Here is a 14,888-nt window from a genome sequence, read left to right on the forward strand (position 1 = left end):
GAAGATGAAGAAGATAGGGAAAAGTATTTACACAAATCAGCAGTTTTTATTTCTCTTTTGAGTGTAGAGCGTATGAAAGAGTTGGAAAACACAAAAATTCAACAAGGCAAGGAAAATATGTTAAATCAGGGATTTGACATAGTGTTCCAAGATGTGAATTTTTCTTACAATCACAATGAATCAGTACTAAATGGTGTATCCTTCGTTGCCAAGCAGGGTGAAGTAACTGCCTTAGTAGGCCCATCAGGCGGTGGAAAATCCACGGCTCTTAAGGTAGCGGCCCGTTTTGGGGACATTGACAGCGGAAAAATCACCATAGGAGGAGAGGATATCTCCAAAATTGATCCTGAGACGTTGTTAAAAGAGGTATCTATTGTTTTCCAAGACGTGACCCTTTTTAATAATACAGTTTTAGAGAATATTCGCATAGGGAAAAAAGATGCTACAGACGAAGAAGTTTTTTTTGCAGCTAAAGCCGCAAAATGCCATGACTTTATTATGGAAATGTCAAATGGTTATAATACTTTAATTGGTGAGAATGGATCTTATCTTTCTGGTGGAGAGAGACAGCGATTATCTATAGTAAGAGCTTTATTAAAAAATGCACCGATTGTTCTACTGGATGAAGCGACTTCATCTTTAGACATTCAGAATGAAACAGTTGTACAGCAGGCTATCAGCCGATTAACGAAGAATAAAACCGTAATTGTTGTAGCTCATCGAATGAGAACGATTGCTAATGCTGATAAGATAGTTTTGCTAAAAGAAGGCAAAGTTCATCAGATTGGAACTCACAAGGAGCTTATAAGCCATCCAGGTGAATATGCTAATATGATTACCCTACAGTCACAAAGTGCAAACTGGAAATTATCATAAATTAGAAATTGTCAATTGATTAAAAGTATATACTTTATTGGAAATGAAAAGATATATTAAATCGCGGAGTTATATGATTTCGTCAGTGTACTCAGCTATCGAATTTAATGATGCTTTTAGTAATAGGGTTCTAGGTGTCGATATGTTGCAATAATATCATCATGTGGAGTATGGCGTCTTGATTGAGAAGACATAGGTTGTTTATCCTTTGGATTTAACCATGAATATATTTCGTTATTTGAATAAAAAACATCACAAATCCAAAGAGTGCCTAATCCCAAGCCTTGTGCAGCCAAAATCATCGTTTGTACCTCAGCACCAATCAACTTTGATTATTTTCATATGCATCCTCCAAAATATAATTAAGCTTTAGTTTAAAACACATTTTAATCTGCAGATCCCTTCTGTAATTTCTTCTTCTTTTAGGTTTCCATAACCTAGGATAATTTTATTAAGATGCCTCTTTTTTTGAATAGTATGGAGCCCCACAGGATAAACCTTTACTTTTTGTTTATTAATTTGTTCTATTATCCTAGGAGTAAATTCTATATTAGCAAATTCTGCAATAAGATGTAAACCTGTAGAATCTCCCGTTATTTTAACCGATTGGCCAAATTGATTAATTAAACAGTTTCTTAATACCTCACGTCGCTTTTTATATATTTTCCTCATTTTACTGATATGGTGTTCTAGATATCCTGTCTCAATAAAACGACCAAGTACCATTTGATTTAGTGACGGCGTATGGAGATCATGAAACCACTTAATATTTTTACATTGTTCGGTTAAAGAAGGAGGGAGTATCACATATCCCAGTCGTAAAGCAGGGGATAGAATTTTGCTAAAGGTGCCAATATAAATAACCTTATCTGGATCTAGTCCTTGCAAAGAACTAATAGGTTCACCATCATAACGAAACTCACTATCATAATCATCTTCAACAATATAACAATTAGCTGATCTAGCAAATTCAATCAGTTGAATGCGACGTTGAATAGGTAATATACCTCCTAGAGGGAATTGATGTGATGGCGTTACAAAAACAAAGCTTGGCTTTTTATTAGAAGGAATAAGATCTGTCCTTAAACCGTGTTCATCAACTGGTATAGGATTCAGCACTGCTCCTGTTGATGTGAATATTGTTTGAATTTCATGGGTTATAGGATCCTCAATAATGACTCTATCCTGGGGTGATAATAAAAGCTGTGTGATAAGCGAAAGAGCTTGGGTTGCTCCAGATGTAATCACAAGCTGGTTGGGATGAAAAACCACCCCTCTTGTTCGTCTTAGATAGCCTGCAAGAACATGCCTCAATTCAAAACGTCCTTCTGGATGATCATATCCGAAGGCCGATTTAGGAGCTTCCATACACACCTCTTTTGTCAATCTCCCCCAGTCTTTTCTTGGAAATAAGTCTAAGGCAGGAATTCCAGAACGAAAATCAATAACATCTTTTTCTCCTTCATTTTCTTCTTGTAAATCAAACAATAATAGGTTCTCTTCTTTGACTCCCTGGGCTAAAAAGGCACCTTGGGCTACAAAAGTACCTGAGCCTTGTTGGCCTTCGATAAACCCTTCAGCAAATAGCTGTTCATATGCCTCGATGACGACATTTCGTGAAATTCCCAATTGTGAAGCCAATTGACGAGTGGCTGGAAGTCTTTTACCTGCTTCGAGTTCTCCATGTAAAATTAGTTTGCGGATCTGTTCATATACTTGTTTTTTAAGGGATATATTTAAAGTTCTATCGATTGAAATCCAAAGCATAGCCTCTCCTCCTGAAAATTGGTACTTAAAAAATAAGGCGAAATTGGTTCTTTTGAAAACCATTTTACCATGATAACCTAAATAAGTAAAACAACGGCTGTTAAATTATAAGATTTCATCATGATGAGAAAGTAAATTTGAGGAGGATTAAAATTATGGAAAAGAAATGTGTTATTGTAATTGATTCTGAATTACCTACAGGTCTAATAGCGAATACAGCGGCTGTACTTGCTTTAACATTAGGAAATAGAATTAAAGATATTATCGGTCCTAATGTAATTGACGGAGATGGTAACATCCATGAAGGTATTACCACCATTCCATTTCCAATTCTAAAAAGTAAGGAAGTAAATATAAAGGAATTAAGAAATATAATTGGTTCTGAATATCCTGATTTATATCTTGTTGATTTTTCTAATGCTGCTCAAACGACTAAAAACTATGACGACTACACTCATAAAATAGCACAGTATACAACAAATGAACTTAAATATTTAGGGATTGCTGTTTATGGGGATAAAAAGAAAATTAATAAATTGACCGGTAACCTTCCTTTATTACGTTGATAAGGAATGTGTTTTTTAACTATTTGCTTTTTGTAAGATATTATTGACGGAAAGGATACTATGAAATAGATATGGTTTCAGGTTGGAAGGAGGCTACATTTCTTGGAATAGGAGCCATGGTAGGGGCGGGTATATTTGTTCTTAGTGGAGTAGCAGCAAGCAAAGCAGGACCAGCAGTTATAGTTTGTTTTTTCTTAGCTGCTACTTTAGCTATGTTACTAGGATCGTGCTATGCTGAATTACCTCACGTTATCCTCGTGCTGAAGGAGCTTATGAATATCTAAAAGAAACTATGGGTCAGCCTCAGCCGATCCATTTTGTCCAGATGGATCAATTTCTCAATCAGTAAAGAGTGCTATGATTGCTAGCCTTGAGGATGGATCTGTAACTCACTATACCAGATCAATTGGTATGGATGATCTACGTTTAGCTATAACTGAAAGGATAAAGGAAAGAACAGGTCTACAGCTTCATCAAGACAGGAATGTTCTAGTGACTCTATCAAAGTTGGGTTCTTCTCATGAGATAGTATCATATCTTTTGAGAGAGGCTGATGTTGCTGTTAATGAAGGTAGTCATTATGGTTGCTATGGAGAGGGTTATATCCGCATTGTGTAGGGCTCTTTTAAGGAGGATGAAGCTGCTATTGAGGTGTTTTAATCGCATAAAGGTTTCTTTAACAAAGCTAGCTAAGAATAAGGATATTATCACAAAATAAATATGTTAGTCCTATAACTTCCTATAGTTTTGCACAAATAAAGCCCCCAGTACGCATATCGTACTGGGGGCTTTAAAGGAAATAATAAACCTATTAATTTAGTTTTTTGCTGCGGCACTGGCACCAGCGATACGGCCAAAAACGATGATATCAGTTATGGCATTACCCCCTAGTCGGTTGCCAGCATGGAGACCGCCAGTAACCTCTCCTGCTGCATAAAATCCTGGGATGATATTCCCAGATTTGTCCAGTACTCGGGTGTGCTCATCAATGGACAACCCTCCCATAGTATGATGGACGGAAGGAGACCTAGGGGTGGCGTAAAATGGAGCTACTCCTACTTTAGGTCCAAAACTCTTCTTACCAAATTCTGGGTCATCTTGTTTTTCAATATAGTCGTTGTATTTTTCTATCTCTGCAACTAGTACTGCTGGATCCATTTCTAATTGTAGTGCTAAGTCCTCTAATGTATCAGCTTTGTAGATACTTTTTGTTTCAATGAGGGTGTCGATACTATCTCCCCATATATTGGTACCACCCAACTGTGGGTCTCCTGAGGTGATTTGGTCACCAATGATGTAAAAGAGAGCGTCCTCTTGTACTAATGCAGCAGATGCAAGAACGTCACGACCTGAGTATTCGTTAACGAATCGTTTACCTTCCTTATTCACAAAAACCTGAGCCTCGGCACTACCCCATACACCGCCAGAAAGGGCTCCTGTTTCGGGATGAGAGCTAGGCATCAGTTGAACAAAACCCATTCCTTCTAGGCCAGCATCTACTCCTTCACCCATGATGATCCCGTCACCAGTAGCGTCATTGGTATTGGTAGTGGGCATAGATAAAGGCATTTCTGGCCAATAGGTGTTATAGCTTGCTCTCATTTCTGGATTGGCTCCGTAACCGCCAGTAGCCATGACCACTCCATTGTTGGCCTTTAAAATGACAGTGGTACCATCTGATTTTTCAGCATGAATACCAATTACACGGTCATTTTCGACAATCAGTTCTATACCTTTGGTGTCGGTCATAATCTCAACCCCCAGATCCTTTGCAGCTTCTGCTAGGGTATTAATATATCCGCTTCCAATGGGTTGCGTATTACTATGGGTTCTTGGCCATAAAGCGCCTAGTACGGTGGAAATATTATCGGTCCATTCCAGTCCTAAACCTTCCAACCACTCAATTGCAGATAAAGCATTAGCTGCAAAGACTTCAACTAAAGCTACTTTACCAGTGATCTCTGTGCCGTCTAGAGCTTGGCGTTTACCACCTGTATAGGTATGTATAGCATGGAGTTCAGGTGAATCAAAAAGTTTAGTTGTATCTCCTGATGCTAGATACTCATTAATTTGTTCTTTTAAAATAACTAGGATGGGAGCAAATTCTCCATAATCAGCTTCATCTTCATCAAGAATATCTTTTAATTGTTCTAAAAGTATTGGAGTCATTTCTACAGCAGCCTGGCGATTTGGATCAGCTGAGTTGTATACACCTCCAGAACGAAGGGTGTTCCCCCCCAAAGCGGTTGCTTTTTCGATAAGAATAACAGAGGCACCATTTTCTGCTGCAGATGCTGCTGCTGCCAAACCAGCACCACCACCCCCAACCACTACAACATCTGTGGTTTTTTCAATGGTTTCTGAACTACTTTGCTTAACTTTCTTAATCTTTAGGGCTTCCACATCTCCTCCAGCCTGTGTGACACAGTCTTCCACAGCTGCCAGTACTGCATTACTGGTGTTGGTGGCTCCAGAAATCGTGTCAATGGCTAGTGTTTGGTCATTAACAATCTTCTGGGAAAGGCTTGTGAATACTGGTTCAGCAATAGTGGGTGTTTCTATATGCTCATCAATTTCCACCTGGGTAATGGCTGTGTCACTAAAGGTAACGGATACTGTTACGTCACCGTAATTCCCCATGGCGGAGGCCGTATAGGTACCAGCCTGGTAAAGTACTTCACCGGAAGTAGTTGTGGGACCACTGCTGCAGGCGGTGATGAGCACCATTAGCAGGCAGAGAGTAAGGCAAAGAATTGATTTAGATACAGATTTTTTCATGAAATTCCTCCTTTTGAATAATAAGTTACATTAGTTTGTTAAATAACAAACCAATGTAACTTATTATAAACCCTATAGTATATACAAGGTCAAGAGTATGAGGTTATCAATTCATGAATGGGAATGCTAGTCATTCTTATCCGTCTTTGGTTTTACTGGTACCCAGACGGCAAAATATGTGACAGTACTGTCCTGGCTACTTTGGTTGATGATGGTGCCAAAGACATCTCCCGCCACTGTCATATGACGATTCTCAATATATTGCAAAAGAGGGTCAAAGCGAGCTTTGACCTTTAGATCTTCATTGACCGATTTTAAAACAGTAAACACCGTTGTTTGTTTAGGGTGTTTAACTGTATAGGGTAGATTGGTAATCAAGTTAGAATGTAGATCCCTTTGATGGTCATCTGTTTGCAGGGCATATCCCCAGTGAATAAGACCTGCTGTTTGTATCTGCTGCTGAGGAATGTGGAAAGCTACCATAGATTGGGGCATGGCATTAACCCAGGTTTGTGTATGCTCTTTTTCCACTTCATCTGAATCAAAAATTCTGTTATTTTGATTGGAATAAAACATATAGCCGGGAAGTTCCTCTACTAAATATTGGTCCACCATGATATCAGCCCGGTGATATAAATTTTTTTGGAATGCTAAGCGTTCTAAAATCAATTGATACTTTATGATTTTTTCTGCCACTTGTTCCTCCTGTTGTTCCATTTTGAGTTTAGCCTCTTTGTTAGATAAGCGTTGGATGAGGTTGATGGAGTCTTCCATAGAAAAGTCAAGGGACCGAAAAAATATGTACGCTACAATACGGTTTACATCTCGACCATCGTAGTAACGGTAATTGTTTTCCACATCTCGCTTAGGAACCACAACTCCTTTTTTATCAAAAAAGCGCAAGGTTTCTGCACAAACACCAAGAATTTTTTTTACGCCACCAATGCGGAATATCATATTTTCACCAGCCTTCTGATTGTAGTTATAAGAGTAAGACTCTATTTTAAAGACCCTTACTTATGACATAAGTGATTTCTTCTTTCCCTAACCATCTATTTCATAACATCGATTATATAAAATGCGATAAACTAAGTCAAACCTAAGCAGGAAAAGCAAGAAGGGGGTATGAGATGAAAGAATTAAAAAGAGAATTGAAGATATACTAAGAGAAACATCAAAGGCGATGATGTTTCTTTATGGTATTCAAAATATCATTATTCTTTATGAACATAAAATATCCCCTCATGCATTCAGATTTTTATGCCTAAATCTGTAAACTTAAAGGGGACTATAACTTATTGCTGTTAAAAATACACAATTTAAAGTGACTTAATCAGTTTTTCTAACTCTTCAGACAAAACTTTTGCAAGTTCAAAATTAGTATCTTGTAAAGCCAATTCAATATTCGTTTCAAGTGATTTTTTCTTTTGTTCAATTTCTAAATAGTCTCTATCAAAATGATTTGCATAAATCATCTTTCTAAATTTCGGCATACTGATTTTTCTAATCGCCTTATCTTCAATGAGTAAAACAAAATCCATACAGTTTACGATAAAATAGAAATCATGAGAAACCATTAGAATCGCACCTTTATAATTTTTTATAGCTTTTTCCAGTGCTATTTGTGAATAGGTGTCTAAATGACTTGTCGGCTCATCAAGAAGTAACATGTTTGCTTTACCAACAGAAAACTTCGCCAATTGAAGTGTGTTTTTTTCTCCGCCAGATAAAGATCCTATTTTTTGATTAATGACTTCTTTGCCAAAACCATAGTTTGAGATATATGATTTAATCTCTTCATAAGTTTTGAACCCTGCATCGAAGAACTCTTCAAGTATAGTATGAGACTCATTTAGTAGCTCATTTTGAAGTTGAGATAAATAAGCTACATCAATGTCTTTATTTATTTCAATAGAAGGGTGATCGTTTTTAAAGATTTCTCGGAGTAAAGTCGTTTTACCGGTACCATTTGAACCAATAAGGACTACTTTATCAGTAGATTTAATCTCAAAGTTAATATTTTCTAGAAGTATATCATCAAAGGCAACACTGTAATCAGTAACTTTCAAAGCAACGGTTTCTTCGATTTCATGATCAGAAACTAAATGGATAACTGGTTGTTTAATATCTACAAATGGCGCTTTAATTCTACGCGTTTCTAATCTTTCTTGAACTTTAACTCTAGCTTTTAGTGTTTTCCCTCTAGAAGCTTCAGAATTATTAGTGGCTATAAATCTTAGTTTATCGATTAAGATATTATTTCTCATAATTTCATCAGTATCAGCAATAGCCAGCTCTTGTGTCTCAATTTTACTTTGAAGTAATGAGAGGTTGTAGTCAATATATCTTCCATCAAACTCCTGGAGCTCCTTGTTTTCAAGGTGTATAATTTTATTAAAACAATGATTCAATAGATATCTGTTGTGTGTAATAATTAACAATGTGCCTTTGTATGAGTTAATTAGATTTTTAAGAGCATTAAGGTTTTCAAAGTCTAAAAACACATCGGGTTCATCCATAATAATTAAATCTGGACTTTTAAGCATTTCCTTAATGACCTGAATAAGTTTAAATTCCCCACCACTAAGTTCAGATACCATTTGGTTTTCCTGCTTGTTTAGGTTTGCTAGATGTAGCTTCTTATTAATATTGCTTTCGAAATCAGCTCCACCAATGGCATCAAATACATCTAAAGCTTGTTGGTACTTTTCTAGTAAAGTATCAATATTCGAAGATGTTTCCATTTCAGTACAAATAGATGCGATCTCATGTTGTAACTTAATAAATTCTTCTGCTATATATTCGAAAACTGTAGTTTTGTTTGTTTTGTCGAGTTGTGAGAACTGACTTACATATCCAATTCTACAATTTGGATCAATCTCTAATATTCCATCGAACATATATCTTTCTGAATCCATAATGATATCTACCAGTGTACTTTTTCCACTGCCACTTGATCCGATAAAAGCACAATGTTGACCATCGTCTAATGTAAATGAAATCTGATTATATAGATCCTTCTGCGGAAATGAGTAGGATAAGTTATCAACTTTTATCATATTATTACCTCTCTATATCATTAAAAAAGAGCCTTTAAGAATATACTCTTTATTATATAATATTCCCATTCAATTTATTATTATGTAGTAAAGACATTCGTTTAGTTTACCGTTGGTAGCATAACACTTTTTACAACTAATTTCAATCATTTTATAATAAAGCTTTTCGTGACATCGGTAAAACAACAATAGAAAGAACACGATATGATTTTGCTGAGGTGGTAAAATATGCCGAAGTAGGCACGGAAGAAGAGTAACGCAGGAATTTATCATACAATGGAAGAGGAATTAATCGTCAAAATATATTTCAAGAATATGGTTGAAAAGAAAGGAGGAACAGACAAGTCCCTGTCCCCCCCCCGTCTGTTATTTAATCTTCATTTTGCACCTATCTTACTCGTATCTAAGTGCATCGATAGGGTCAGCCTTTGCTGCCCTCCTTGCGGGGTAAAGTCCGAAAAAAATGCCTACCATTGCAGAAAAAACAACAGCTGTTATAACCACCTGGGGCTTAACAATGGCACTGATCCCAAAGGCCATGCTGCCTATTGCGACAATACTTGTTCCAAGTATCGTACCTATAATTCCCCCTGCTGCTGAAATTATGGCAGATTCCACAAGAAACTGAAGAAGAATATCCTCCATTCTTGCTCCAAGTGCTTTTCTAATGCCGATTTCCCTCGTTCTTTCGGTAACGGAAACAAGCATAATATTCATAATCCCTATGCCTCCAACCACAAGGGAGATCGCTGCAATGGCTCCTACAACAAGGGAAAGTGTGCTCATCATACCATCAATGGATTTCATTTCTTCCTCGGCGGTATAGTATCTTATATTTTCAGGCTTTATTCCCTTTGACCTGCTCACATAGTTTATAAACTTTGCTTTAAATTCCTCAACGCTTATCTCTTTTGAAGAACTTATCTCAATGCTCCAAAATAAGTCATCTTTTTCTGTTATAACTGTTTCAGGAACATAGGTTACAGCTTTTGTTTCACTGCCACCCAAAAGTTTCATAAGGGCCGAATCATTGTTTTTATAAATTCCCGTAACTGTAAACTCCAAAAGATTCTCGTTAACCTGAATTCTCAAAATTTTACCTACAGCGTTTGTTGTTCCGAAGATTTCCTCGGCTGTTTTATCTTCGATAATGATATAGGGTCTTGAATTTTTAATATCATTATTGGAAAACATCTTTCCGTGTATAACATCCAACTGCTTGTACACCTCGGGGTTTTCTGCCAATCCTCCAAGGGTTGCATCCTTAATAACTCTCCCGTTTTGAATTTTTCCAGAAGCTTGCGATCCAGCGCTTATATATTCCACCTGATCTCCAAAAGCCTCTTTTATATTCTCTATATCCTCATAAGTGTAGGTCTCGTTGGAAGTATAATAGTCGCTTTCAGACATAATATAGCTATAGGCCAGAGTTGTACCTATATTTTCAAATTCATCAGCAATGACGCTTCTCATCGTATCCCCTAGAGAAACGATTGAAATAACAGAGCTTATTCCTATAATCATTCCAAGCATTGTAAGAAAGGAGCGCATTTTATTTACTCTGATAGAAGAAAAGGCTAGACTTATATTTTCAAAAATAAGCATTATTCAGTCTCCCTCCTTCTGTCCTCAATAATTTGCCCGTCACGAAACCGTATAATTCTTTTGGTGTATTCGGCGATGCTATCCTCGTGGGTAACAACGATTACAGTTGCTCCATCATTGTTAAGCTCCGTAAAAATATTCATAATTTCCTCAGAAGAAGAAGTGTCCAAATTTCCCGTGGGCTCGTCAGCTAAAATAATTGCTGGCTTATTGGCAAGAGCCCTTGCAATGGCTATCCTTTGCTTCTGTCCTCCTGAAATTTCATTGGGCATATGATGAAGTCTTTCTCCTAAGCCTACCTTTTCCAGCAGTTCTATGGATCTTTCCAGCCTTTCCTTCTTTCCTATCTTTGCATATATCATAGGCAGTTCAACGTTTTTAAGGGAAGATGTTCGGGGAATTAGGTTAAAGGATTGGAAAACAAAACCTATTTTTTTGTTTCTTATAGAAGAAAGCTCACTGCTTTCCCTTTTAGAAATATTAATTCCATCCAGCTCATAAACTCCCTTTGTGGGCTTATCAAGACAGCCAAGAATATTCATAAGTGTTGATTTTCCAGAGCCTGATTGACCCATTATGGCAACAAAATCTCCTTCTTCTATGGAAAGGCTCACATCTCGTAATGCATGAACCTGAACAGCGCCTGTATCATATACTTTGCTGAGATCTTCAATTCTTATTATACTACTCATTCACAATCACGCTCATTCCATCTGTCATAGAGACATGAGGGTTCAGCACAACCTTATCTCCCTCTTTAAGTTCGTCGCATATGACCTGAACCTCCAACACATCCTCCACTCCCAGCAACACATTTAATTTTTCAATGGTTCTGTCTTCTCTAAGAACAAAAATGCTGTATGTATCGTCCCCATTATCTATAAGTGCCTCAAAGGGAATAACCAGTGCATTTTGAGCAATAGCGGTTTCAACCTTGGCCAAAGCGTTAATTCCCGCAATAAGCCCCTTGGTGTCGCCAGTCACATCAATTTGAACAGGAATTATTCTCTCGTTTGACCCCTGTTTTTGCTCTCCTGTAGGACTTATCCGTGAAACAATGCCGTCAACTTCATCACCATTTAAAATATCTGCGCTTATTTTAACCTTTTGTCCTATTTCCATCTTCCCTATATCATATTCACTTACATTTGCTACCATTTTAAGGGTGTCGATATTTTCAATTACAAACATAGGATTTTTGTCGTCTATCTCGTCAGCAAAACGACCCACCTTTGCATTGACCCTGGTTATGGTTCCTTGTATAGAACTTTTAACCTTACAGTCATCAAGCTCTTTTTGTTTTCTTTTAAGTTCCTTCTTGGCTATTTCTATGCTTTTTACCTCTGAAGCATTGTTCGAAGACTTTTTTGCATTCCTTATCTCTGATAACTGTGCATCAGTGGCCTGGACCTTCCCGTCCACCACATTAAAGGCGTCGACCTTTCTTTTGGCCTCATTAAGAGCATTTTCCTTGTCCGTAAGCTCCCACTTACTTCCCATTCCTGAATCGTATAATACCGCTGTACTTTCGTATCTACTTTTAGCGATGCTATACATTTCCAATGCAGACTCGTAGCTCCTTTGGCTGCCTTCCAGCTCCTCCTTAAGCCTTTGCTCTGCCAAGGTCGTCGAAGTGTCCTTGCTGCTTTTTCCTTCCGTATTCTGAATCTGCAAAAGCTCAACATTGTCCTTAAGTTTCTCAATTTCCTCTTCAAGATGGCCTGCATCAAGCACAGCAAGTACCTGATCTTTTTCCACTTTGTCTCCTTCCTTAACATCAATGGAAAGTATTTCATAGTGAAGCCTTGACACCACTTCAACACTCTCGGTTCCTTCAAGCGGTGCCCTAAGACTTAAAGTAGACTTTATGTCTTTTTTAACAACATCGGAAACATTTATAGCTACCCCACTGTTAGCAGTAGATTTAAGCTTAGCATTTACACTAACCGCCCCTAAAATAAGAGCAAAAGCTACAACTCCTATAATAATCTTTTTTTTCCTTGAAAATTTCATGTTGATCCCCCTTATAAATAATCAGTTCATTAATTTCATTTATATTATACATTATAATTATTAAAAAACAACAACGACATCCTTAATAATTCCTTAAAAATCAACCAGTATTCTTAGATATTAATTTACTAAGTAAATTAAAAAATCATCATTAAATTACTTAAAGGGTCCCCCGTTGAGAGGTGATGTCTTTCATGATATTTCCAATGCTTTTCTGACAATTTTTATATTTTGGAAAAATATTTTGAAGGATTTTACAATTTATATTTGAATTAAATAAGAGACGAAAATTATTAAGAGGTGTTTCTATGGATAAAAGAACAAAATTCATTTTCGATATTTTAACTCTGATCACCATAACAGTGGTCTGCTTAATTAGCGTTCTAGGTAATCATGAAAAGCAGATAAATATTTTAACATTATCAATTGTTCTTGTGGCCTCCTTTTTATTTCGAACGTTTATCGTATATGAAAAAAAGAGCTATGATAAATTTAAGGTACCCTCAATTCTTATGGAGCTACTCATCGTACTACTTATATTGAGCCATGATACGACAAATGTATCTCAAATTTACTTAATTATACTAATTGTAGATGCAGTCTTCTACTATTCCCTTAGATTTAGTATCATTTTTACCTTAATTGGCTATCTATTTTTTGCATGGCGAAATTTTTATCATTATCATTTTATCTTTGAGAATACCAGTGATTTTTTATTAACCGTCTTTATCAATGGATTGGGATTCACATTTCTTTTTTCTGTTATTTACTTTTTAAAACTGCAAATTCAGCAAAAACAACTACTTGCTGAAACAATGAAGGAATTAGAGTATAAAAATAATAAACTCAAAGAAACATCCAAGGCCCTGGAAGAAGTAGCTCTTATCAAAGAAAGAAATAGAATTGCCCACGAAATTCATGATACAGTAGGACATACATTGACCACTGTACTGATAGAAATGGAGGCTTGTAAAAGGCTAATAGACGTAGACCGTGAGTTGTAAAAGGAAAAATTATCCATGGCCCAGAGTCAAGTAAGAAAAGGATTAAATGATATTAGAACATCTGTCAGATCAATTAAAAATCATGAGGATATAATAGATTTTCCAGGGGCAATTAGGAATATCATAATCGAAACCCAAAAACATACAGGGGTGAATATAGAACATGAAATTTTCTTAGGGGATGAGATTTCTCCTGTATACAAAAAGATACTATTAAGGGCTTTGCAGGAAGGCTTAACCAATGGCATTAAGCATGGTAACAGTACTGATTTTAACTTCCTTTTAACTCAAAACCAAGAAGGCTTAACCTTTATACTCAAGGATCATGGATGTGGAACAGACAAGATAAACCTAGGCTTTGCTCTTCAAGCAATGAAGGAAAGAGTCGATGAGTTTCAAGGTGAATTTAAAGTAACCTCATCAAGGGATAATGGTTTTATCATCGAAATAGAATTACCAATAAGGGGTGGTGTATATGCAGAAAATTAAGGTGTTAATTGTTGATGACCAAAGCCTGATGCGGGATGGTTTAAAAACCATCATTGACTTAGAGCCTGATATGGAAGTATTGGGAACCTGTGAAAATGGTAGGGTGGCCATAGAAAAATCTAAAATACTTAATCCTGATGTAATTCTTATGGATATTAGAATGCCCGAAGTAAATGGGGTTGAGGCAACAAAGATTATAAAGAAGCATGCTCCCCATATGAAAATTATTATACTGACTACCTTTGATGATGATGAATATATCATTGATGCCCTATCCCATGGGGCCAGTGGATATTTATTAAAGGACATTGACGGGGATAAGCTAATTAATTCGATTCGGGATGCCTATGATGGGACTTTACTTATGCCAGGAACCATTGCAGCTAAATTAGTGGCTAAACTAAACCAGGCTAATAGATCTTCAAATAATGTGAGCGTAGCTGTAAATAACCACTATTATGAAAAACTATCGGAAAGAGAAATTGAAATAGCAAAGCTTATGCTAGAGGGATTGAATAATAAAGAAATTGCTTCAGAGCTCTTTATCACCCAAGGTACAGCAAAAAATTATATTAGTAGTATATACAGCAAAATAGGTGTAAGGGATAGAACCAATGCAGTGTTATTTTTTAGAAGCCATGGTTTCTAAAAAATATGACTCCTGTCACCGATCAATATGACTATAGATACTAATCATATGACTCCTTTATTTCGTATAATAATAACGAATA

Annotated in this window: 15 protein-coding genes; 7 read left to right on the plus strand and 8 right to left on the minus strand. The window is 36.6% G+C overall.

Features of this window, described 5'->3' with window-relative positions; translation table 11 throughout:
- The first annotated feature begins 72 nt into the window (after positions 1–72).
- Positions 73–876: an ABC transporter ATP-binding protein gene (locus tag AMET_RS07625; RefSeq protein WP_012062769.1), complete on the plus strand. Its 804-nt coding sequence runs from the start codon at positions 73–75 to the stop codon at positions 874–876.
- A 116-nt stretch (positions 877–992) separates the two neighbouring features.
- Here AMET_RS07625 and AMET_RS26205 read toward each other — a convergent pair whose 3' ends face one another.
- Together AMET_RS26205 and pdxR are read right to left on the minus strand one after the other, a co-directional pair.
- Positions 993–1,202: a nitroreductase family protein gene (locus AMET_RS26205; protein WP_041720497.1), complete on the minus strand. Its 210-nt coding sequence runs from the start codon at positions 1,200–1,202 to the stop codon at positions 993–995.
- A 43-nt stretch (positions 1,203–1,245) separates the two neighbouring features.
- A complete protein-coding gene (pdxR, locus tag AMET_RS07635; protein ID WP_012062771.1) occupies positions 1,246–2,643 on the minus strand; it encodes a MocR-like pyridoxine biosynthesis transcription factor PdxR in 1,398 nt (465 codons plus the stop codon).
- 155 nt (positions 2,644–2,798) lie between these two features.
- Here pdxR and AMET_RS07640 point away from each other — a divergent pair, with 155 nt between their 5' ends.
- From AMET_RS07640 to AMET_RS07650, 3 genes are all read left to right on the plus strand, one after another.
- The gene (locus AMET_RS07640; protein ID WP_012062772.1) at positions 2,799–3,209 is read left to right on the plus strand and encodes a DUF2000 domain-containing protein; all 411 of its coding nucleotides are present in this window, start codon (positions 2,799–2,801) and stop codon (positions 3,207–3,209) included.
- 71 nt (positions 3,210–3,280) lie between these two features.
- The gene (locus AMET_RS07645) at positions 3,281–3,493 is read left to right on the plus strand and encodes an amino acid permease (RefSeq protein ID WP_198135410.1); all 213 of its coding nucleotides are present in this window, start codon (positions 3,281–3,283) and stop codon (positions 3,491–3,493) included.
- Between the two features lie 127 nt (positions 3,494–3,620).
- Positions 3,621–3,827 (plus strand): hypothetical protein, encoded by a 207-nt coding sequence (locus AMET_RS07650; protein ID WP_198135411.1) that lies wholly within the window; start codon positions 3,621–3,623, stop codon positions 3,825–3,827.
- A 198-nt stretch (positions 3,828–4,025) separates the two neighbouring features.
- Here AMET_RS07650 and AMET_RS07655 read toward each other — a convergent pair whose 3' ends face one another.
- From AMET_RS07655 to AMET_RS07680, 6 genes are all read right to left on the minus strand, one after another.
- The gene (locus AMET_RS07655) at positions 4,026–5,987 is read right to left on the minus strand and encodes a flavocytochrome c (protein WP_012062773.1); all 1,962 of its coding nucleotides are present in this window, start codon (positions 5,985–5,987) and stop codon (positions 4,026–4,028) included.
- A 126-nt stretch (positions 5,988–6,113) separates the two neighbouring features.
- A complete protein-coding gene (locus AMET_RS07660; RefSeq protein WP_012062774.1) occupies positions 6,114–6,944 on the minus strand; it encodes a MerR family transcriptional regulator in 831 nt (276 codons plus the stop codon).
- A gap of 362 nt (positions 6,945–7,306) precedes the next feature.
- Positions 7,307–9,046 carry an ABC-F family ATP-binding cassette domain-containing protein gene (locus tag AMET_RS07665; RefSeq protein ID WP_012062775.1) on the minus strand — a complete coding sequence of 580 codons (1,740 nt, stop codon included), beginning with the start codon at positions 9,044–9,046 and terminating at the stop codon, positions 7,307–7,309.
- A 393-nt stretch (positions 9,047–9,439) separates the two neighbouring features.
- Positions 9,440–10,651, minus strand: coding sequence for an ABC transporter permease (locus AMET_RS07670; protein ID WP_012062776.1), 1,212 nt, complete (start codon positions 10,649–10,651; stop codon positions 9,440–9,442).
- Positions 10,651–11,343, minus strand: coding sequence for an ABC transporter ATP-binding protein (locus AMET_RS07675; RefSeq protein WP_012062777.1), 693 nt, complete (start codon positions 11,341–11,343; stop codon positions 10,651–10,653). The genes AMET_RS07670 and AMET_RS07675 overlap by 1 nt, the downstream gene beginning before the upstream one ends.
- Positions 11,336–12,664, minus strand: a complete 1,329-nt coding sequence (locus AMET_RS07680; protein WP_012062778.1) for an efflux RND transporter periplasmic adaptor subunit — start codon at positions 12,662–12,664, stop codon at positions 11,336–11,338. Before AMET_RS07680 ends, AMET_RS07675 begins: the two co-directional genes overlap by 8 nt.
- 308 nt (positions 12,665–12,972) lie before the next feature.
- Between AMET_RS07680 and AMET_RS07685 the strand changes: the two genes are divergently transcribed.
- From AMET_RS07685 to AMET_RS07695, 3 genes are read left to right on the plus strand one after another with little or no spacing between them, the layout of a single operon-like run.
- Positions 12,973–13,668, plus strand: coding sequence for a histidine kinase (locus tag AMET_RS07685; protein WP_012062779.1), 696 nt, complete (start codon positions 12,973–12,975; stop codon positions 13,666–13,668).
- 15 nt (positions 13,669–13,683) lie between these two features.
- Positions 13,684–14,157: a sensor histidine kinase gene (locus AMET_RS07690; protein ID WP_012062780.1), complete on the plus strand. Its 474-nt coding sequence runs from the start codon at positions 13,684–13,686 to the stop codon at positions 14,155–14,157.
- Positions 14,144–14,806 (plus strand): response regulator transcription factor, encoded by a 663-nt coding sequence (locus tag AMET_RS07695; protein WP_012062781.1) that lies wholly within the window; start codon positions 14,144–14,146, stop codon positions 14,804–14,806. Before AMET_RS07690 ends, AMET_RS07695 begins: the two co-directional genes overlap by 14 nt.
- Positions 14,807–14,888: the final 82 nt, after the last annotated feature.

Origin of the sequence: Alkaliphilus metalliredigens QYMF (assembly GCF_000016985.1) — a bacterium.
Taxonomy (GTDB): domain Bacteria; phylum Bacillota; class Clostridia; order Peptostreptococcales; family Natronincolaceae; genus Alkaliphilus_A; species Alkaliphilus_A metalliredigens.